This is a genomic window from Bacillus sp. LBA3-1-1.1, assembly GCF_040676495.1.
GTDB lineage: Bacteria > Bacillota > Bacilli > Bacillales > Bacillaceae_G > Bacillus_A > Bacillus_A nitratireducens.
Genome location: NZ_JBEGIB010000012.1, coordinates 93,390 through 112,543, shown reverse-complemented (window position 1 = coordinate 112,543; position 19,154 = coordinate 93,390). Strand labels below are relative to the sequence as shown.

Sequence of the window (19,154 nt, the reverse complement as noted above, 5' to 3'; positions counted from 1 at the left end):
TTTAGCCCCCAAATCCTCCCTTTGAACCGCTTCCAATTCCACCTTTAAATTCCGCAGACGATTGATAAGATTTAAACGCCGATGAATTTTTAAAAGTGGATTTATTTTGATAGTAACTCCCACCATAGAAGTAATGCCCACGATAACCTGAACTACTATCATCACACTGCCATACCCCAAGTTCATCATCCCAATCCCAATCTGAACAACTATTATCATTCGGTTTTGGGGGAAGATCTTGTGCGCAGCCAAATAAAGTGCCAGTCATTAAAGACGTTACGACACCACCTACTAGCCATTTCGTTTTTGTCACCTTCGCACTCCCCTTTTTAAATTCTATTCCTATTATATAGGATGGCATGATAAAGTAGAAGAAAAAGGAAGAAGAGGGATAAAATGCGCTTAGAATATCGACTTAATAACGAAACGAAAGGGTATCCTGCTTTATGGAACTACGCAAATATTTCTAATCCTGAAATCATCGCACGTATGACTTGTGAATATTTTATAAAAGATAAAAATACATATGTTGTTACTGCAACTTCAGTAGATCCAGACGGAACAGCAGTTATATATATTCAAAAAGAAGAGTTTGCAAATGACCCTTCAGACCCTACATACTCCCACATCGGTTTTGAAGTTAGAGAACTAAGTGAAACGAGTTCATGCATAATAGATAGTAAAGATATATGGAACTATGAAGAAATTTTACCATCTCTTCATTCAGATATTATATATATTCAGCGCGACGGCATGCATATGGAGTTCACTTTAGATTCAAGAGAGATTGATGAAGACAGAAAGTGCTATATTTATTATGGAAACTTCACAGGTGAATCCAGATAAAGTAGATATATTTATGCAACAAAAAAACCTTACGTATAAAACGTAAGGTTTTTATTTAGCCCCACATATGCCGTTCTCTCTAGATGTCCATAAACCTGCTCTCACAGGTGGATGCTCTCACAAATGTTTGTAACTTCCTTCTTAAAAAGACGGCATGTTAGCTACATTTAAATATTGAACTTCCATATTAAACTTATTGGTTTAAGACATGCATAAGCTACGTACACCGTAGGAATTTTATATAATGTTAGTTGAAATAAGACCCCCGCACGTGCCGCTCCTCGTAAATGTCCAAAAACCCGCTACTCGCAGGTGGATGCCCTCACAGTTACCGTACATCTTCCTCCACAAGGAAGGCTTGATGATGGTCGCTAAATATTGAGCTTCCGTATAACTAACATCGGTTTTAGACATAAATAAGTTACGCACACCGCAGGATGTATTATTTACTTGTCGTTATATTATCACATTGTTTCCAATGTGTAAAATACAAATTTTTTCGAGCAATCTCTTGCTTGTGACCTTATTTTAATACAAATTATTTTTGCATGCAAGTGATTAATCTTCTTCTTTTGCAATTTGATTTTCTGGATAAGAAATCCAATCACTCCAGCTACCTGCATACAATTTAACATTTTGGAATCCAGCTAATTTCAATGCAAGGATATTTGGACAGGCTGTAACACCAGAACCACAATATACAATTGTTTCCTTATCTTTCGAAAGATTTCGGAATCGTTCTTGTTGTCCAGCTTCATTCTTAAATTGTCCTGATTGTACAATTCCATCCTTCCAAAAATAGTTTACTGCTGTCGGAATATGTCCTGCTTTTGGATCAACTAGTTCCTCTACACCAGCATAACGTTTTGGCTCTCTAGAATCAATTAACGTAACATCTGCACCTGCATGAATATTCTCTCTCACCGTTTCCATCGTTACAAGCATATGATCTTGTACATTTGCTTTGAATGTTTTTCGTATAGCAACAGGAATTTCCGTTGTTATCGGTAGTCCATTCTCTTTCCAAGCTGGAAATCCGCCATCTAATATATATACTTTCTCATGTCCTACATAGTTTAATAACCACCAGAGACGAGAAGCATTTGCACCCGCTTGACTGTCATATGCAATTACTGTCGTATGTTCACCAATACCAGCTTGTGAAAGCTTGTCTGCAAACTCCTCAATATTCGGCAATGGATGGCGACCACCATGTTCTGTTACAGGACTTGATAAATCTAAATTCAAATCAAAATATAACGCATGAAGAATATGTTCTTCCTCATACTTTTCTCTACCCCAATTAGGATTCGCTAAATCAAAACGACAATCGATTATACGGACATTCTCATCTTCTATATGTTCACGTAACCATTCGACTGTAACTATCATCTTTAACGACCTTCTTTCTCTTGCAAACGACTTACATACTCCATAACCATTTCTTCTGTAACAAATTTACGCTGCAGTGTAACACCATTTTTTGCAAGATCATTAATTTGCTTTGTTACAACATTAATGACATCAACCGAAAATTCTTTCCCCTTTGACGCAAGAGATACGGCTACTTCAATAGCTGCTTCACGCTGCGCATCTAATTGTAAACATGCTTTTACACTTTCATTTTGTTTACGAGAATGTGCTGTAATTGCTTTATGTACTTCCATCTTCTCTTCCCCCTAAATAAGTTATACGTTCTTATTCAATTCCATTGCAAGCCGAATCATATCACGACATACAATCTCATTTTCAATAATCTCTTCTTCATAATGCTTTGAAAAGTAATCAAAATCAATAGAAAAAATACGAAATCCACATTTTTGATATAACGTAAGTTGTAAAACGCTAGAATTACCTGTCCCAATTTCAATTTTGTGCATGTCATATCCTTTAGCTATTTCTATCGCATGCAACAACATCTTCTTACCAATACCTTTCCCTTGCATATGTTCTACAACCGCAATATTCATAATTTCCATCGTCTTTGGTCTTGTTTCTAACAACACATATACACCAACCACTTTCCCCTCTACTTTAGCTACATATACCATTCCTCTCTGTATATATGTAGCGATTTGCCGCTCGCTTGGATCAGCAAGCAAGAGTAAAGACTTTGGCACATTATCTTTAGAAACACGATTTAATACAACATCCATAAAAATTCCCCCTTCTCTATTGTTCTAAACCCTCCTTGTCTACCATAAGTAATAGAAAGGAGGGATTCACCATGGACAACAATGAGAAAAAATGCAACGTCATCTCCATTGATGGAAAGAAAAAGAAGAGCGACACATATTCCTATCCCAAATTAGTAGTCGAAAACAAAACATATGAGTTTTCTTCATTCGTCTTATGCGGTGAAACACCAGACGGCAGACGCTTAGTTCTTACTCATATGATTTCTACTGATGAATTCGCAGGGTTCGTAAAATCTTTAGATACTGTATTACAAAAGAAAATTGAACGAATCTTTTTTTCATAGCGACTATATAACATAAATTTCTTTTTCTATTTCTATTAACTGCTTTTGAAGCTCTTCTTTACTTTGCTCATATAGTGTTACATCAATTGTTTCAGCTAAAGCAAATAATATACTTTCATAATATTTCTCAACATCTTGTTGCATCACTTTTTGGAATAAATTCCATTTTGTATCCCACTCTTGCTTATAATGATGAACGAATAAATCTTCTTCATCAGCTACATAGTTTGATACGAAAGGTTCTAGTACTCCTTTAGCGTCTTCTTGCATAAAAGCTTTATCATTTTTTTCAAAAAAGCTTTTCTCATTTTTAAAACGCGCTAGTGCCTTTTTGAAATCTTTTATTTCTATTGAAGGAAATGGCTCTTTATGTGTAATAACTTTATATTCATAATCTACTGTTCCACCCATAGAAATCGATTCATTTTCTCCTTTGCAGTTCACAACAATTTCATCCTTCGCGCGCTTCATCGCTTCATCTATCCATCTTTCAAGACGTAATGATGTCGCACGCATTTCTTGTAATAAATCATGTTGAATAAATGAAACTAATTCCATTACACACTGTTGCAACTGCGTTTTTACATTCCCATCCGTTCGAAGTGATGCTGGATTAATAAATTCAGTAAACACATCGTTATAGCGCAGGAATAAGCGTTGTTGTACGTAATAAAGCAATTCTTTCACTTCATTTTGCATTGCTTGTTCTTCAGCAAGCACACTATATGATGAAATAATATGAAGTAGCTGATCACGCTCTGCTTCATATTTTTTTGTTTGCTTCACTTTCTCATCATTTCCCTGCTTTGCGCCATTTATCATATTTACTAGAAGCTGATTTGCTCCTTGCAATGCACCATATAAAGCATGCACAGATACAAGCATTAAATCTCTCATCATAAAGGATGTAAATGATTCTTCAAACTTAGCAATCCCAGAGTTTTGTAAGACGCCATACTTTTCTTTGTCAATACTTTTCCCTTGTTTTTCCTCAAGCGCACATAAACTTGAAATTGCAAATAAACGCGGATTTCTAATACCATATTGCAAGAGCTGATCTGCAATATAACCTTTTACCATTTCAAGTTCTTCTTCAGACTCTGCTAAATCGGCCGCATTAATTAAGAAGAACATTTTATCAAGCGCAAACGTATCCTTTACACGACCGAGCTGAATTAAAAATTCACGATCTGCACGAGAGAAAACATGATTATAGTATGTTACGAATAAAATAGCATCCGCATTTTTAATATACTGGAATGCAACATCCGTATGGCGGGCGTTAATAGAATCAGCTCCTGGTGTATCTACAAGAGCTACTCCTTGTCTTGTTAAAGCACAATCGTAATAAAGCTCCATATATTCAACAAAGCATGATTTTTCTTCATTAGCTACATAATCAGAGAATTCTTCTAACGTTACTTGTACTTGTTCCCCTAAATGAGCAGCAACTGCCTCATATCCTTTTTGTACCGCTCGTAAAAAGCTAAATGTTGTTTTTTGCTTCCCGCTCGGTGAAGGATATTTCATAATTTTATCAATTTGCGTTAACGCTTCATCTAACGTAGTAATCTCATAATGAAACAGCTTATAAACAGCTTTCACATCTTCTAATAGTGCTTGCTTTGATTTAAACTGAACAATTACTGTTCCGTGTGGTTTTTCCTCTGTAACCGGCAAAATTTGATTAATCGTTGCTGTCGTTGGGTTTGGTGATACAGGAAGCACCTTTTCACCGAGCAATGCGTTAGCAAATGATGATTTCCCAGCACTAAAAGCTCCAAATAATGCTACTGTAAATTGCTTCGTTTCTACACGCTGTCTTTTTCCAACTACTTCTTGCTGTAAATGTTTCAGTGTAGGCAATGGATCTAATATTGTTTCAGCTTTCTTCACTTTTTCTAATATACGCTGAATATTTAAAGCTGCCGTCCCTTTAATTTCTTCTTCACTAGCCATTTCGTTATCATTTACGATTTCTTGCTCTTGTAGCGTAAACTTCTCACTAACAATTTGTTTTTCACTTTGTAATATTTCGTCTATTCGCAATCCATCTGGTATAGAAATATGTTCATTCCAAACATCTCCTAAATAGCTCTCATATTCCTCATACGCCTGAATGTATTGTAATTTCGTTTCTTTTGCTGTTTGTAACATCGTGTATTTTTCAATCTCTTCTTCAATACGAGCAACTTCTATCTTCGCTTTTTTTTGCAATGTACCCGTACTTTTCCCAAAGATTTGCTGAGATTTCATAAAGTATCTTTTTTTCAACTCATTTGCAACATCAGCGGTATATAGAAGTAAGTAATCACCAGTAAAGCCAGCCCCTTGTTTAATTGTCTCAGCCAATAATTCCGGCCCGAAAGCAATCTCTAGAGCATATATGTCCTTCCCAATTTCCTCTGTAAATAATCCCTCTTCCTTTAAGAAGGTTACAATGAATTCTTTCACATGAAAATCAAGTTGCGTTTCAACAGTCTTTTGAAGGGTGGAATGAAAAGCATCCACACGTCTCTGTTTTTCTTGCTCCGTCTTTCCCTTCGCAAATAGCAAACCAACTTTAAATTTCGTTAATTTCGTTTCTAAATACTCATTTGCCAATTCTCTCATTTCAAATGGCATTAAATACGCGTTATCTAATATAGCTTGTAAACCTTTAATAAATTCATTTCTTACATCAGACGCTTTACTCGATGCTCGATTTTTATTTTCAATTAACTCTTCCTTCTTTTCAACAATCTCTGAAAGCGACAGCGGTAAGACTAATTCTTCCGCATATTTTATAAGCTGTTTTTCATTTTCAGAAAGAATAAATGAGAAATGTTCTTGCAGTAAATATTCTGTTTCTCGCTCCATTCCCTTACTTACATACTGCTCTTTTTCTTTCATGATAGAAGAGATTAGTACTTCTAAACTTTGAATCTCATTGTATGGATGATTCATCATTCGTAATGATGTATAAAAAATACCATCCACTTCAATATCCCAGTTAGCAAAAGATTGTTTTACACTTTCTCTATACTCTTCAAAAGATAGTTCATTTTCTTTATGTTTATCTATTTGGTTTACAACAAGATAAACCGTTTTATTACGTTGTTTCAATTCTTTAACAAATTGTAAGTTTACTTCTGATTGGACATGGTTATAATCCATCATGTAAAAAATAACATCTGCAAGATGCAGTGTTGATTCTGTTGCTAATTGGTGAGCATCATCTGTAGAATCAATTCCTGGCGTATCAACTAACATAACTCCGTCAGGAATCGGTGCATCATTTCGATAAATATGAACACCAATTACCTCATCACCGTCTTTACATATTTGTTTTAATTCTTCTGCTGAATATGCGCCGTCATATTCATACTGCTCTCCAGACTTAATCGTAACAACAACGCGATCAGAACCTTTTTCAATTTTAACGACATTAGCACTCGTTGGAATTGGACTTGTCGGTAGTAATTGCGCTTTATATAGATGATTCATCATCGTCGATTTCCCTGCCGAAAAATGACCACAAAAAGCTATCATAAGCTGTTCTTGTTTATATTTTTGAATCACTTCAAACAACTTCAAACTATTCTCTGCATCTCCATGTTTTTGCCACTCTTCATAAAAACAAACAAGTTTTTTCATACCGTTTGTTTGTACTATGTTTGTCATCCCCTTGTTCCCCTTTATCCAAGATGTATATACTTTATCCCGCTATTTGTGTGACAATAATCATTTAAGACTGAGCATCCCCATGATTACAGTTTCACTTTACTATCATACTAAATTTTCAGCATATTCTCATTAAAAATAAAAAAATCCCTTTCATTCTTTTTACAAATGAAAGGGATTTTATGTAATATTATTCATTTTGTTGTTCCTACTCCATTTAATACATACTTTGTAACACCAACATATATAGCAATCGTTCCTGCAACAAGTGCATACACCATATTAATACACCAACCTTTTTTGATAATGATTATCACTTTTGAATACATTTTATCATTAAAGAGAATCATTATCAACAAATTTCTAAAAAAGAAAGCTCCTTCGGGAAAAGGAGCTTTACTGCCTGTTTTAAAGAAGTTTAAAACTTGCTGTGCACTCTTATTATATCTCATAATACACAACTTAACAGCTTTAAAAATTGGAAATTACCTATATACCCTCCTCTTTACATTTTGTATAATAAAAGGGAATTACTTAACAAGGAGGAAAATAATGACACAAAATATTTCACAAGGCGAGAGGATACATTCCATCGATATTATTAGAGGAATAGCTGTACTAGGTATTTTTCTTGTTAACTGGCCTGTTATCGCTGGGATTGACTCACGTGATCTTTCAGGAGTTTATGAGGGGCTAGATAGCTATATCCGTCTATTTTACGATATGTTTATTCAAACCAAATTTTATACAATCTTTTCGTTTTTATTCGGCCTAGGCTTTTACATTTTTATGACTCGTGCTGAAGCGAAAACAGATCGCCCAAAAACTTTATTTGTTCGTCGCTTACTTATTTTATTATTATTTGGTTTCTTACATTACGTTCTTTTATGGGACGGAGACATTTTACATACTTATGCAATCGCTGGATTTTTCTTATTTTTATTTTATAAGAGAGAACCTCGTACCATTTTAATATGGGCAATCGTTTTATTAAGTATTTTTCAGTTTTTCATGCTAATCGCTAGTATAGTGGTTGCCTTAGTACCAAAGGCAGAGTTAGGGTTTTCCTTACCGATCATGCCACTTGAAGACTGGGTGTCACAAATACAAAATCGTTTCCATGCATTTTATTCTGAAGGAATTGGACTAAACGCATTCATGCTCCCAGAAACAGTTGGACTATTTTTACTTGGTTTATACGCCGGCAAAAAAGATATTTTCCGCCGCACGAAAGAGTTAGATCCAAAGCTTAAAAAATGGCAAATCATTATGTTCATTTTGACATTACCAATGTGGTTCTTCATGGTCCGTTACTTCTTATCAAAACCATCTTATGAACCATTTTATATGCAGGCCTTTACAATGTTTAGTGGAAAAACATTATTCATATTCTACATTTTCACGCTCATGCGTTTATTACAAAAAGAAAGATGGCAAACATTATTACGTCCGTTCCAATATGTCGGACGAATGGCGTTAACAAATTACATCACGCATACGATTGTTACGTTACTTGTATTCGGCCTATTTTTCAAAAATTATTATCCCGCTCCATTATGGGTGGGACCACTATTTTGCATCGGCTTTTATACGTTACAAATCTTTATTAGCCGCTGGTGGCTTTCACGTTACCAATATGGGCCACTTGAATACATTTGGCGCCTTGGTACGTACGGTAAGATGATGCCACTTAAAAAGAAAAGCAAGGTCTCATAATGAGACCTTGCTTTTTTACGCTTCTCTTACTACACTTTGCATCGAAACAGGCTCTTCTTTTACTTTCACTTTACGCTGCGGCACCATATTAAATACGATATTTAAAAGTACTGCTGACGCACTTCCTAGAACTATTCCGTTATCCGTTAAAATACGAATATTTTCAGGAAGCTGTGAGAATAACGTTGGAACAACTGTAACTCCAAGTCCGATTCCGACAGAACATGCGACAATTAATAAATTTTCTTGTTTTCCAAAATCAACACTGCTTAACATTTTAATACCATATGCCATAACCATACCGAACATTGCTAGCATTGCACCGCCAAGTACTGATTTCGGAATAATTGTTGTGATAGCTGCGATTTTTGGAATGAACCCAAGAACAATTAACATACCACCGCAAGTATAAATAATAACGCGATTTCTTACTCCAGTTAATTGAACAAGTCCTACGTTTTGAGAGTAAGTTGTATATGGAAATGCGTTAAAAATTCCACCTAAAACCATTGCTAATCCTTCTGCACGATAACCTTTTGTTAATTCTTTTTCACCGATCTTTTTATTACAAATATCAGATAATGCAAAATATACACCTGTTGCTTCTACAATCCCTACGCAAGCAACGAGAATCATTGTAATAATTGGTGTTAATTCAAATGTTGGTGTACCGAAGGAAAATGGCTGAATACCATGGAACCAATCTGCCTCTCCAACCGCTTGCAAGCTTACTTTCCCCATAAATGCCGCAGCAATTGTACCGAACAACAGACCAAGTAATATAGAGATTGAACGGATAAATCCGTCAAAGAAACGATACATAATGATGATAAATAATAAAACTCCAAATGCTAAAGCTAAATTTTCAAGACTTCCGAAATCTTTGCTGCCTACTCCTCCAGCCATATCATTAATAGCTGCTGGAACAAGTGTAACCCCAATGACTGTAACAACAGACCCTGTTACTACAGGAGGAAATAGTTTTACAAGTTTCCCAAATAATTTCGCGAAAATAACAACAAATAATCCCGCAGCAATAATTGCCCCATATATGGAAGACACACCGTATTGTTTACCAATTGCAATCATCGGTCCAACCGCTGTAAATGTACAACCAAGTACAACCGGAAGTCCAATACCGAAAAAGCGATTTGATAATGCTTGTAAAATCGTTGCAACGCCGCACATTAATAAGTCAATCGATACTAAATACGTTAATTCTTGTTGATTTAAACCAAGTCCTCCGCCGACAATAAGAGGAACAATAATTGCGCCAGCATACATGGCAAGCATGTGCTGCATACCAAGCGATGCTATTTTAAATGGGTGCTGCTTCATTGTTAATTCACCTCCGCAGTTTCTTGCTGTACAAATGTAACTGTGCCGTTATCAAGTGATGCAATTTCTGCTAGTGATTCAACACGAACACCCTGTTCACGCAGCTTCTTTCCTCCATCTTGAAATGCTTTTTCAATAACAATGCCAATTCCCGCAATACTTGCACCAGCTTGCTCTACTAAACTCATTAATCCTAAAGCAGCCTGGCCGTTTGCTAAAAAGTCATCAATGATTAACACACGATCATTTTCATCGATATGATTTCGAGATAATGAAATCTCGTTCGTTTCTTGTTTTGTAAATGAATATACTTTCGCCACATACATATTATCTTGTAACGTTAACGATTTACGTTTTCTTGCAAAGATTACTTTTACACCAAGCTCTAATGCAGCCATAACTGCTGGTGCAATGCCTGAAGATTCAATCGTCACGATTTTTGTAATGTTCTCTTCTTTAAAACGTTTAGCAAATTCTTTTCCGATCTCTTGCATAAGTACTGGGTCAATTTGATGATTTAAAAATGCATCTACCTTTAATACGTCACCAGATAAAACCTTTCCTTCGTTCAAAATCTTTTCTTGTAATACTTTCATGTTTGTTCCCCCTCTTATGCAATAAAAAACTCCAAAAGCCGCCACCACTCGTTACAAGTGAGAGACGCGCTTTTGGAGTTTCGCAAAAAAAGAATGCTAAACAAGCAAATATATTCGTCCTCACTCATAGTCAAAGTATTTACGGTACTTCGGTAGAAACTTGCAGGCCATATCCCCGCGATTATATGAGTGTAGCTAACTATTTATTTTATAGAAGGATTATAACGCACTTTTTATAATTTGGAAAGTATTTATTAAAAAAACACGTACAAATTTTACAAAAACACTATTTTCGTTCGAGTTTTGCAAACTCTTACATTCTCTATTATAGCTTCGTTAAAATGACTGGCCCATCTTTTGTAATCGCAATTGTATGCTCATATTGAGCTGATAATTTACCGTCCATCGTTCTTGCAGTCCATCCGTTTAAATCAACTTTAGAATATCGCATACCTACATTTACAATCGGCTCAATCGTAATTACCATTCCTTCTTGCAGCTTAGGCCCTTGCCCTGGTTTACCAAAATGAAAAATTGCTGGTTCTTCATGAATCTCTTTACCAATTCCATGTCCCGTAAAATCTCTTGCGACAGAAAAACCTTCAGCATTTGCATAACTTTCAATGGCATGGCCAATATCTCCTACATGATTACCGATTACCGCTTGATCAATCCCTTTGTACAATGCACTCTCAGCTACTAACAATAACCTTTCTGCTTCATTAGAAATATCGCCAACTGTATACGTCCATGCAGAATCTGAAAGCGCACCATTTAAGTTTACTACCATGTCAATTTTCACAATATCGCCTTCCTGTAAAGGTACATCTCTCGGGAAACCGTGACACATTTCATCGTTTACAGATGCACATATTGCATATGGATACCCGTTGTAACCTTTCTGTTCAGATGTAGCACCATGATCTCTTAAATACATTTCAACAAACGTATCAATTTCTTTTGTAGTTATACCTGGCTTCATCATTTTCGCAATTTCTTTATGACATGAAGCAAGTAATTTCCCAGATTCATGCATCAAATCTATTTCGTTTTTCGTTTTAATTGTAATCATACTATCTCTACCTCTCCTTACTAAACTTGCTATTTACTACTAAACTTCAATCATACACATCCTCTTCCAAAATTTCAAAACCTCCAATTACAGCGAGCACAAAAACAAACATCATTTATTGCTACATCAAAATAAAAAACAGAAGCTCTCCTCTGTTTTTTAATCATTTTTACATATATAATTCATTTTCAAAAACTCAAAACAACTACCATTTGTTTTCTGTATAAACGTTCCAACCGCTTCAAACCCTGCTCTTTTATACACTTTAATTGCTCTTTCATTAAATGTCGCTACTGATAGTGTTATATAGTTACAACCATATTTTTCTTCACTAAAATCTAGTCCAGCTTTTACGAACTTTAAACCGAATCCATTTCCAGTTATATTAGGTCTCATTCCTAGTCCGATATCAACCGTTCGACTATTCATTCTGAAAAAGCTAAAAAAGCCAATAAGAGTACCATTTTCCTTCACAGCAAATGTGTCGTCCCCTCTACTCTCATCATGTAAAAATTCAGCTAAATCTTCTTGATCTGCCTCTATATCATAAAAAGAATACTCCCCTTCATAATGCCAGTTGTATGCAATTTCTTCCGCTTCCGTTTGCGACATTACTGTAAATATATAGCCCATTTCTCACACTCCCTCATAAAAAAGAGCTGCAATTAAGCAGCTCCTGTGTTATAACTCATAAATCTCTTTATATTTAGCTTCTAAATAATCAGCTAAGTAGTTTGCATTTAACCCTTCACCTGTTACATCTTTTAAAATTTCAAGCGGCTTTTTCGTTTTACCATATTGGTGAATATTTGCTGTTAACCATTCACGAATTGGTGTTACGTTTCCTACTTCTAATAATGCATCAAAGTTCGGAATGTCTTTTATCATTCTTTCCTTAAATTGCGCTGCATACATATAACCAAGCGCATAAGATGGGAAGTATCCAAATGAACCACCAGCCCAGTGAACATCTTGCAATACACCTTGTGCATCGTTTTCTGGACGAATTCCTAAATATGCTTCCATCTTATCATTCCAAGCCGCTGGCAAATCCTTCACTTGTAATGTACCATCAAACAATTCTTTCTCAAGTTCATAACGAACCATGACGTGAAGCGGATATGTAAGCTCATCTGCTTCTATACGAATGAACGATGGCTTCGATTCGTTAATCGCATCATAAAACTCATCTACTGATATACCATTGAATTGACCCTCGCTATACTCTTTTAATAAATCATAATTTTTCTTCCAGAATGATTTATTACGACCGATAAAGTTCTCAAAGAATAATGATTGTGACTCATGAATACCCATAGATGTTCCACTACATAGCGGTGTACCTTCAAATTTCTCTGCAATATTTTGCTCATATACAGCATGACCACATTCATGAATTGTTCCAAACACTGCCATACGGAAATCTCTTTCGTCATAGCGTGTCGTAATACGAACATCCCCTCTATTTAATGTAATCTCAAATGGATGTACCGTTTCATCGAGACGACCTGCTTCAAAGTCATAATTCAATTGCTTTAATAGCTCTAATGTAAAGTTTTTTTGTTTTTCTTTTGAAAAATGTTCTGATAAAGCACTTGTCTTTAATCTCTTTTGCGACTCCGATATTTCTTTTACGAGCGGAACGATACGCTCACGTAGTTGACCAAATACGTGATCTAACACTTCTACTGTAATACCCGGCTCATACATATCTAATAATGTATTGTATTTATATGTTTCGTAACCCCAATATGTAATAAATTTCTTTTTAAATTCAACTATTTGTTCTAAATACGGACGGAACATTTCGAAATCAGATTTTTCGCGGGCTTCTTCCCACACACTCTCCGCTTTCGCTTCTAATTTCACATACGCTTCGTATTCAGCTTGTGGAATTTTCTTATTTCTATCATATTCTTTACGACACTCTTCAACCATTTTCTTTGTCGTTTCAGAAAGTTTGTCTTCACGTATTAAAGCTTCAAGCTCTGTTAAATAGTTCCCCATCTCATCTGAAGTCGACATGGCAAACACTTCTGATGAAAGCATACCAATTACTTCTGAACGCTGGTCTACACCTTTTTTAGGCGCACCTGTTCTCAAGTCCCAAAACATTAAGCTTAATGCTTCTCCGTAATTCTGTATCTTCTTCACATATGTTAAAAATTGTTTTTCTACTTCATATGTAGCTACTGTCATCGTATAAAAACCTCCTTTTTCTACCTCAAACTTAATTCGACATGGAAATCTAAATTCCTTTTATAATAGAAAAAAAGCTTGGCAAGCGCCAAGCTTTCTCCTTATAATTCTTTACCTTCTACTGGTAGTACGTTTTTCACCGCTTCTACCACTTTCTCATCTTCTGTATCAGATAAGAAGATTGATATAGCACCTTTATCGTCGCTCGTACGAATTAAACGGCCAATCCCTTGACGAAGACGTAAAATCATATATGGTACATCTACATCCCAGAATGGATCATTTACATGTTTACGCTTCGCTTCAAACACAGGATCGTTTGGAGGGAATGGTAATGACCAAATAATAACATGTGATAATGATGAGCCCGGAATATCTAAACCTTCCCATAAATGAACGGCACAAAGTACAGTCTCTTCTTCATTTTGGAAACGAGAAACGAGCTGACTAATTTCTTGATCCCCCTCATATAGGAACGGAACTGACATTTGCTCTTTACTTACATATTCTTTAAACGCTGCAAGCTCTTGTGTTGTACGGAATAATACAAGTGTACGTCCATTTGTTTTCTGTATATTTTCAAGTGTATATTGACACTTTCTTTCCCATTCATTTTCTTTCGTATGCGATAATAAGTTTACTGCCATTTGCTCCTCATAATCAAACGGTGAGGCAACTGAGAATGATAAGTAATCTTTTACCCCTAGGCTATTTGCTGTAAATGCGAACGAATCGTTGTTAGATAATGTAGCAGAAGAGAAAATATACGGAATCTTCTTTGAGAATACTTTTTCTTGTAACACTTCTTCAACTGCACGCGGCATAATAACTAACGTGAAGGCCCCATCACCTTCTTCACCCCATGTAATTACATTTTTCTCGTGCATGAACAGACGAAGCGAATGTTCTAACACATCTAAATGTTCATCAACGATATTTAAGTCGTATGTGTTTACTGTATGCATTTCACTTTCAAATACTAATGCGTCACCGACTTCACCGATTTTAGCATAAAGTCTATTCGCCTCTGCAGTTACCTTTTCTGTCACAGTAATTTCTAAACGATCAGAACCGGCAATTTCCTTTTTATTCTCTTGTAACACATCAAAGAATCGCTCTGTTTGCCAAATTGTTTCTTCCACTAAATGTGCAAACTCTTCGCGAATATCGTTTTGTAACAATCTCGTTAAAAGTTGCTCCATCATCGTTTGCTTTAAACGATACGTTAAAGCTTTTTGAGCTGCATATTCTACAAGATGTCCTTCATCGAATACAACACAGCTACTTTCAGGTAGTAATGGAATTTGTCCTTCACGTTTACGAGCATCGTACGTCCAAATATGATCCATATAGAAGTCTTGAGAGCAAATGATTAAATCTGCCGCTTTACGATAATGTTCACGAGAAAGAGTTTGTCCACAACGATGACGAGAATCACAAGTGAAGCAATCTTGGAAGTAATCCCAATTTACTTTTGACCATTCCTCATCATTTAAAAGCGGAAATTCTTTTCTGTCACCATAGTGAGTAAAGTTTTGCATCGTACCATGATCAAATACAAACTGTGGTAATTCATAATATACGTCTTCAATTACTTCTGGAGCACGCCCACTCATAACATCTTCTAGTTTTCGTAAACATAAATAATTATCCATTGATTTCGCAAGTCTTACATCAACAGATAGTCCTAATGCTTCAGATAACTTAGCAATGTCCCCTTCTTCTTTCACAAGCTGCTCAATTAACGTTTCGTCTGCACAAGCGATAATAGCTGGCTTCCCAGTATAACGTGCATAACAAATTGCATATAGAAGATATACAATTGTTTTCCCTGTTCCTACTCCCGCTTCTGCGAACATAACTTTTTTCTCTTGGAAAGCACGCTCTAACTGAAACGCCATAAAAATTTGTTCATCACGCTCTTCAAAGCCTTTTTCCGGAAGGATGTCGTAAAACACATCTCCAATCCACTCATTCAACTTATCATAAAAATTGTCTTGTTTTCCTACTTCAAATGGTAATCTCTTCTCAGTAAACATCCTTAGCCTCCAACCAAACAGTTTTTCTATAAAAAGATATAGCAGCTCCTACACATATGTATACAGCTACTTTCCCCTGTTGCAATACATAGAAATACACGAAAAAAAATTTTCCTTTCGAAAAAGGAAAATTTTCTTCTATATTAATGACTTTAAATACCGTTTATCAATCGCTGTTTCATGTGAAAGAGCTGATAAATATTCTTCCTGCGCTTTTTGTATTTCATCTACAATTACGCCATGACTATCCACTTCTTTTCCGAGCTCATCATACGTACGGTGAATAGCTTTTTGAATCATCGATAATTGGAAACTATCCATATCACTTCCTCCTTTACGCATTACATAATAGCCAGTATATGCACGCTGGAGGAGTTTTATACTATGAATTACGCGGTGGACGTTTTCCGAAGTATTGGTAGTAATCTGTACGGATAAATCCGTTAAACAGTTTACGCTTTTTCGATGCATCTTTTCCGTAACACTTCTCAAATGCCTCATAACTTGTTAATAAATACATTGACCACGTATCTAATGGGCGGAATACCTCTCCCATTTCTTTATATAATTTTTCAACAAGCGCTCTTTCACTTAAACGTTCTCCGTATGGAGGATTCGTTACAACATAGCCATAATCCTCTTTTGTCGTGAAATCTTTTACTTGCATTTGTTTAAATGATATAAGATCCCCTAATCCAACTTCTTCTGCGTTATCTTGAGCAACTCGAATCATACGATGGTCAATATCAGATCCAATGATTTGCAATGGTTGATTATAATTTGCTAAATCTTCAGCTTCTTGACGAGCTTCGCGCCAATTTTGTTTACCAACCCAGCCCCATTCATCCGATGCAAAGCCTCGGTTAAATCCTGGTGCGATATTTTGTCCAATTAACGCAGCTTCAATTGGAATTGTTCCAGATCCACAGAAAGGATCAACGAAAGGACGATCTGGCTTCCAGTTTGTTAACTTAATTAAAGACGCAGCTAATGTTTCTTTTAAAGGAGCTTCCCCTTGATCCATGCGGTATCCACGTTTATGAAGTCCTACACCACTCGCATCAATTGTTAATGTTGCAATATCCTTGAGCATTGCAATCTCAATACGGAATAACGGACCATCTTCTTCAAACCAAGTTGTACGTTTATATGTTGTTTTTAATTTTTCAACGACAGCTTTTTTAACGATACGTTGGCAATCCGAAACACTGAATAACTCAGATTTTAGAGATTTACCGATAACAGGGAACTCCCCGTTCTCCGGAATATAATCTCCCCAGTTTAATGCTTTCGTTTTTTCAAACAGCTCATCAAATGTTGTTGCTTTGAATTCGCCAACTTTAATTTTCACACGGTCCGCAGTACGTAACCATAAGTTCGTGCGACAAATCGCCTTTTCATCTGCTTCAAATGTTACTTTGCTGTTTTCTACTTGGCATTCATAACCAAGATCACGAACTTCTCGGGCAACTAACGCTTCAATACCCATTGCCGCTGTTGCAATTAAAGTAACTTTTCCCATTTGCATTCACCTCTTATGTATAATCAAACAATAATTAATAGCAATTTGTCCTATTAATTATTACATTTTACGAAGAATTATCTCATTAACCATTTTAACTCATAATTTATAACTTCATACAAATAAAAAGCCCTCCTCTAACAAAGGAGAGCTGAGTTATTTCATAGTTGGTTCATAACGTTCTGTAAGCCATGTTCTGTTCCTTTGTACTGCAAACGGCCCACGCCTCGTACTCCGGTGGTAATCATCTATCTACAGGTTATGAAAACCTGTCCTTTTCCGTCGTTCATTTCCTTAGAAAAGATTCCCCTACCATTATTTGGGTTTCTCGCTCGTGGGGTTTACCTCGTTCCACTCCTATCATTTCTTCAAGGACTTCGTCACTGTGGCACTTTAAAGGTAGTCAAACCATATCCGAAAGGACTTAGGTTTTTTCCCTGCCGTTAAACCAGCTTCACAGCCAGAATACCCTAGCTTATGACTTGGCTAGGCACGAACACTACGACCATCTCAGGTCGTGCGAGCATGGACTTTCCTCTACAACGTTGGCGTTGCAGCGATTACCCAAACGTTATGACAAACATTAGTATAGTGGAAACAAAAAGATTTTGCAATGTTTTTTTCTATGTAAACTACTTTAACCTTTTTGTTACCCTAATTTATTCGTATAACTTACTTCCAAATACAGCTTTTTCTAAATTAGATAGACGTTTTAAAATATCCGTATTCGTATTGTTATATACTGGTTGTGCAACTGGTGTTTGTACTGGTTGTTGCGGAACTTGTGTTGCCGCTACTTTTTGTTCTTCTAATTCACGTTTCAAACGAGCATTTTGTTGTTTTAATTGATCAAATTCCTTATGAAAAGCTTCATAATCTTTAATAATCATATCAAGAAACTTATCTACTTCTTCTTGTTGATAACCTCTCATACCTGTTTTAAATTCTTTTTCTAAAATATCTTTCGCTGTTAATTTAATTTTATCCGAAATCATTTTCTTCACCTCAAATTTTTGCCAAAGCTTTCATTAACTAAATTTTTTCAGAAACAACGCCTTTTGTCAATCAAATATACGAGTACTATATTACATATTACTCTGCATTATTCCACTGTTCCTCTTCCATTATATCTTGTAAATCAGAAAAAAGAATGAAATAACTGTGATAATTTTCTATTTCTCCTTTTTTCTTAGCTGCTTCTACAATATATTTAGGGCTCCCAGACTTTTCTTCATCATATACAGCTAAAAGTGCATCGCTTTTTTCAATAAAAAATTGATTCTTTAATTTAAATTGCTCTGGGCTTTCGTACTTCCGTTTCGTAATACTATCAATATGATCTGCTTGTGAAAGAATAAATTCGTAATATTCACGGTTATCTTCCTTCCAATTTTCCTCTTGTTCTAAAAAAGGAGTAAATACAGCTAATTTTAAATTTGGATATTCTACTTGAATTTCAAAAACAACTTCAGCAGCCCATAGCTCTACTCCTAACTGACCACTTATAATAACCCACTCCAAACCTTCTTCTACAAAAGCAGTTAACTTACGATGAAGCGCCTTTTTTATACACTCTACTCCTGGATGATCATTTTTAAATATTCCAAGTTCAAACGGCTTATATCCTGTTACAGCAACGACTTTCATATCAACACTCCAATTACAAAAAAAGAACTAGCAT

At 35.7% G+C, this 19,154-nt stretch carries 19 protein-coding genes, 3 other RNA genes and 1 riboswitch; of the genes, 3 read left to right on the top strand and 19 right to left on the bottom strand.

Translation table 11 applies throughout. The features are described 5' to 3' along the window. Nucleotide 1 precedes the first annotated feature (1 nt). A complete protein-coding gene (locus MRBLBA3_RS11575) occupies nucleotides 2–313 on the bottom strand; it encodes a hypothetical protein (protein ID WP_000169032.1) in 312 nt (103 codons plus the stop codon). A gap of 83 nt (nucleotides 314–396) precedes the next feature. Here MRBLBA3_RS11575 and MRBLBA3_RS11570 point away from each other — a divergent pair, with 83 nt between their 5' ends. After that, nucleotides 397–846, top strand: a complete 450-nt coding sequence (locus MRBLBA3_RS11570; RefSeq protein WP_001235545.1) for a hypothetical protein — start codon at nucleotides 397–399, stop codon at nucleotides 844–846. Between the two features lie 54 nt (nucleotides 847–900). Here the strand turns inward: MRBLBA3_RS11570 and ssrS (MRBLBA3_RS11565) are convergent. From ssrS (MRBLBA3_RS11565) to MRBLBA3_RS11545, 5 genes are all read right to left on the bottom strand, one after another. Continuing rightward, nucleotides 901–1,084, bottom strand: a non-coding RNA gene (ssrS, locus tag MRBLBA3_RS11565) — 6S RNA. Nucleotides 1,085–1,105: 21 nt separating this feature from the next. Then, nucleotides 1,106–1,288: non-coding RNA, 6S RNA (gene ssrS, locus MRBLBA3_RS11560), on the bottom strand. Between the two features lie 116 nt (nucleotides 1,289–1,404). Next, nucleotides 1,405–2,238 (bottom strand): sulfurtransferase, encoded by an 834-nt coding sequence (locus MRBLBA3_RS11555; RefSeq protein ID WP_212089907.1) that lies wholly within the window; start codon nucleotides 2,236–2,238, stop codon nucleotides 1,405–1,407. A 2-nt stretch (nucleotides 2,239–2,240) separates the two neighbouring features. Then, complete coding sequence (locus MRBLBA3_RS11550) at nucleotides 2,241–2,513, bottom strand: YpbS family protein (RefSeq protein WP_363381316.1); 273 nt, start codon at nucleotides 2,511–2,513, stop codon at nucleotides 2,241–2,243. A 21-nt stretch (nucleotides 2,514–2,534) separates the two neighbouring features. Further along, nucleotides 2,535–3,002: a GNAT family N-acetyltransferase gene (locus MRBLBA3_RS11545; protein ID WP_363381314.1), complete on the bottom strand. Its 468-nt coding sequence runs from the start codon at nucleotides 3,000–3,002 to the stop codon at nucleotides 2,535–2,537. Nucleotides 3,003–3,073: 71 nt separating this feature from the next. On the opposite strand from MRBLBA3_RS11545, the gene MRBLBA3_RS11540 reads away from it, so the two are divergent. Then, complete coding sequence (locus MRBLBA3_RS11540; RefSeq protein WP_000369740.1) at nucleotides 3,074–3,328, top strand: DUF3931 domain-containing protein; 255 nt, start codon at nucleotides 3,074–3,076, stop codon at nucleotides 3,326–3,328. Between the two features lie 3 nt (nucleotides 3,329–3,331). Here the strand turns inward: MRBLBA3_RS11540 and MRBLBA3_RS11535 are convergent, their stop codons facing one another. Both MRBLBA3_RS11535 and MRBLBA3_RS11530 read right to left on the bottom strand, forming a co-directional pair. Beyond that, the gene (locus MRBLBA3_RS11535; protein WP_363381312.1) at nucleotides 3,332–6,991 is read right to left on the bottom strand and encodes a dynamin family protein; all 3,660 of its coding nucleotides are present in this window, start codon (nucleotides 6,989–6,991) and stop codon (nucleotides 3,332–3,334) included. A 194-nt stretch (nucleotides 6,992–7,185) separates the two neighbouring features. Continuing rightward, complete coding sequence (locus tag MRBLBA3_RS11530) at nucleotides 7,186–7,443, bottom strand: hypothetical protein (protein ID WP_363381682.1); 258 nt, start codon at nucleotides 7,441–7,443, stop codon at nucleotides 7,186–7,188. Between the two features lie 100 nt (nucleotides 7,444–7,543). Here MRBLBA3_RS11530 and MRBLBA3_RS11525 point away from each other — a divergent pair, with 100 nt between their 5' ends. After that, nucleotides 7,544–8,707 (top strand): DUF418 domain-containing protein, encoded by a 1,164-nt coding sequence (locus MRBLBA3_RS11525; protein ID WP_212089904.1) that lies wholly within the window; start codon nucleotides 7,544–7,546, stop codon nucleotides 8,705–8,707. 15 nt (nucleotides 8,708–8,722) lie between these two features. Here the strand turns inward: MRBLBA3_RS11525 and pbuX are convergent, their stop codons facing one another. The 11 genes from pbuX to MRBLBA3_RS11470 form a co-directional block, all read right to left on the bottom strand. Continuing rightward, on the bottom strand, nucleotides 8,723–10,045 hold the full coding sequence (pbuX, locus tag MRBLBA3_RS11520) for a xanthine permease PbuX (RefSeq protein WP_363381310.1): 1,323 nt from the start codon (nucleotides 10,043–10,045) through the stop codon (nucleotides 8,723–8,725). Between the two features lie 2 nt (nucleotides 10,046–10,047). Then, the gene (locus MRBLBA3_RS11515; RefSeq protein ID WP_000866479.1) at nucleotides 10,048–10,641 is read right to left on the bottom strand and encodes a xanthine phosphoribosyltransferase; all 594 of its coding nucleotides are present in this window, start codon (nucleotides 10,639–10,641) and stop codon (nucleotides 10,048–10,050) included. Nucleotides 10,642–10,748: 107 nt separating this feature from the next. Then, nucleotides 10,749–10,850: riboswitch (purine riboswitch) on the bottom strand. Nucleotides 10,851–10,966: 116 nt separating this feature from the next. Then, entirely contained in the window at nucleotides 10,967–11,713 is a 747-nt protein-coding gene (locus tag MRBLBA3_RS11510) for a type I methionyl aminopeptidase (RefSeq protein ID WP_363381308.1), read from the bottom strand. Nucleotides 11,714–11,872: 159 nt separating this feature from the next. Beyond that, nucleotides 11,873–12,346, bottom strand: coding sequence for a GNAT family N-acetyltransferase (locus MRBLBA3_RS11505; RefSeq protein WP_212089902.1), 474 nt, complete (start codon nucleotides 12,344–12,346; stop codon nucleotides 11,873–11,875). A gap of 48 nt (nucleotides 12,347–12,394) precedes the next feature. Further along, nucleotides 12,395–13,912: a carboxypeptidase gene (gene ypwA, locus MRBLBA3_RS11500; RefSeq protein ID WP_363381306.1), complete on the bottom strand. Its 1,518-nt coding sequence runs from the start codon at nucleotides 13,910–13,912 to the stop codon at nucleotides 12,395–12,397. A 101-nt stretch (nucleotides 13,913–14,013) separates the two neighbouring features. Then, nucleotides 14,014–15,951 (bottom strand): ATP-dependent DNA helicase, encoded by a 1,938-nt coding sequence (locus MRBLBA3_RS11495; RefSeq protein WP_000493719.1) that lies wholly within the window; start codon nucleotides 15,949–15,951, stop codon nucleotides 14,014–14,016. A 138-nt stretch (nucleotides 15,952–16,089) separates the two neighbouring features. After that, nucleotides 16,090–16,272 (bottom strand): DUF3921 domain-containing protein, encoded by a 183-nt coding sequence (locus MRBLBA3_RS11490; protein WP_000376894.1) that lies wholly within the window; start codon nucleotides 16,270–16,272, stop codon nucleotides 16,090–16,092. Between the two features lie 61 nt (nucleotides 16,273–16,333). Continuing rightward, nucleotides 16,334–17,473, bottom strand: coding sequence for a THUMP domain-containing class I SAM-dependent RNA methyltransferase (locus MRBLBA3_RS11485; protein WP_000521228.1), 1,140 nt, complete (start codon nucleotides 17,471–17,473; stop codon nucleotides 16,334–16,336). 180 nt (nucleotides 17,474–17,653) lie between these two features. Further along, an RNA gene (rnpB, locus tag MRBLBA3_RS11480) (RNase P RNA component class B) lies at nucleotides 17,654–18,045 on the bottom strand. An 87-nt stretch (nucleotides 18,046–18,132) separates the two neighbouring features. Next, nucleotides 18,133–18,468 (bottom strand): cell division regulator GpsB, encoded by a 336-nt coding sequence (gene gpsB / locus MRBLBA3_RS11475; protein ID WP_000622426.1) that lies wholly within the window; start codon nucleotides 18,466–18,468, stop codon nucleotides 18,133–18,135. A 97-nt stretch (nucleotides 18,469–18,565) separates the two neighbouring features. Beyond that, nucleotides 18,566–19,120 (bottom strand): DUF1273 domain-containing protein, encoded by a 555-nt coding sequence (locus tag MRBLBA3_RS11470; protein ID WP_000869387.1) that lies wholly within the window; start codon nucleotides 19,118–19,120, stop codon nucleotides 18,566–18,568. Nucleotides 19,121–19,154: the final 34 nt, after the last annotated feature.

Excerpts from the sequence above, each read along its gene's own strand:
- MRBLBA3_RS11570 (WP_001235545.1), top strand. The coding sequence starts at position 397 with ATGCGCTTAGAATATCGACTTAATAACGAAACGAAAGGGTATCCTGCT.
- MRBLBA3_RS11555 (WP_212089907.1), bottom strand. The coding sequence starts at position 2,238 with ATGATAGTTACAGTCGAATGGTTACGTGAACATATAGAAGATGAGAAT.
- MRBLBA3_RS11550 (WP_363381316.1), bottom strand. The coding sequence starts at position 2,513 with ATGGAAGTACATAAAGCAATTACAGCACATTCTCGTAAACAAAATGAA.
- MRBLBA3_RS11545 (WP_363381314.1), bottom strand. The coding sequence starts at position 3,002 with ATGGATGTTGTATTAAATCGTGTTTCTAAAGATAATGTGCCAAAGTCT.
- MRBLBA3_RS11540 (WP_000369740.1), top strand. The coding sequence starts at position 3,074 with ATGGACAACAATGAGAAAAAATGCAACGTCATCTCCATTGATGGAAAG.
- MRBLBA3_RS11535 (WP_363381312.1), bottom strand. The coding sequence starts at position 6,991 with ATGACAAACATAGTACAAACAAACGGTATGAAAAAACTTGTTTGTTTT.
- MRBLBA3_RS11530 (WP_363381682.1), bottom strand. The coding sequence starts at position 7,443 with ATGAGATATAATAAGAGTGCACAGCAAGTTTTAAACTTCTTTAAAACA.
- MRBLBA3_RS11525 (WP_212089904.1), top strand. The coding sequence starts at position 7,544 with ATGACACAAAATATTTCACAAGGCGAGAGGATACATTCCATCGATATT.
- pbuX (WP_363381310.1), bottom strand. The coding sequence starts at position 10,045 with ATGAAGCAGCACCCATTTAAAATAGCATCGCTTGGTATGCAGCACATG.
- MRBLBA3_RS11515 (WP_000866479.1), bottom strand. The coding sequence starts at position 10,641 with ATGAAAGTATTACAAGAAAAGATTTTGAACGAAGGAAAGGTTTTATCT.
- MRBLBA3_RS11510 (WP_363381308.1), bottom strand. The coding sequence starts at position 11,713 with ATGATTACAATTAAAACGAAAAACGAAATAGATTTGATGCATGAATCT.
- MRBLBA3_RS11505 (WP_212089902.1), bottom strand. The coding sequence starts at position 12,346 with ATGGGCTATATATTTACAGTAATGTCGCAAACGGAAGCGGAAGAAATT.
- ypwA (WP_363381306.1), bottom strand. The coding sequence starts at position 13,912 with ATGACAGTAGCTACATATGAAGTAGAAAAACAATTTTTAACATATGTG.
- MRBLBA3_RS11495 (WP_000493719.1), bottom strand. The coding sequence starts at position 15,951 with ATGTTTACTGAGAAGAGATTACCATTTGAAGTAGGAAAACAAGACAAT.
- MRBLBA3_RS11490 (WP_000376894.1), bottom strand. The coding sequence starts at position 16,272 with ATGGATAGTTTCCAATTATCGATGATTCAAAAAGCTATTCACCGTACG.
- MRBLBA3_RS11485 (WP_000521228.1), bottom strand. The coding sequence starts at position 17,473 with ATGGGAAAAGTTACTTTAATTGCAACAGCGGCAATGGGTATTGAAGCG.
- gpsB (WP_000622426.1), bottom strand. The coding sequence starts at position 18,468 with ATGATTTCGGATAAAATTAAATTAACAGCGAAAGATATTTTAGAAAAA.
- MRBLBA3_RS11470 (WP_000869387.1), bottom strand. The coding sequence starts at position 19,120 with ATGAAAGTCGTTGCTGTAACAGGATATAAGCCGTTTGAACTTGGAATA.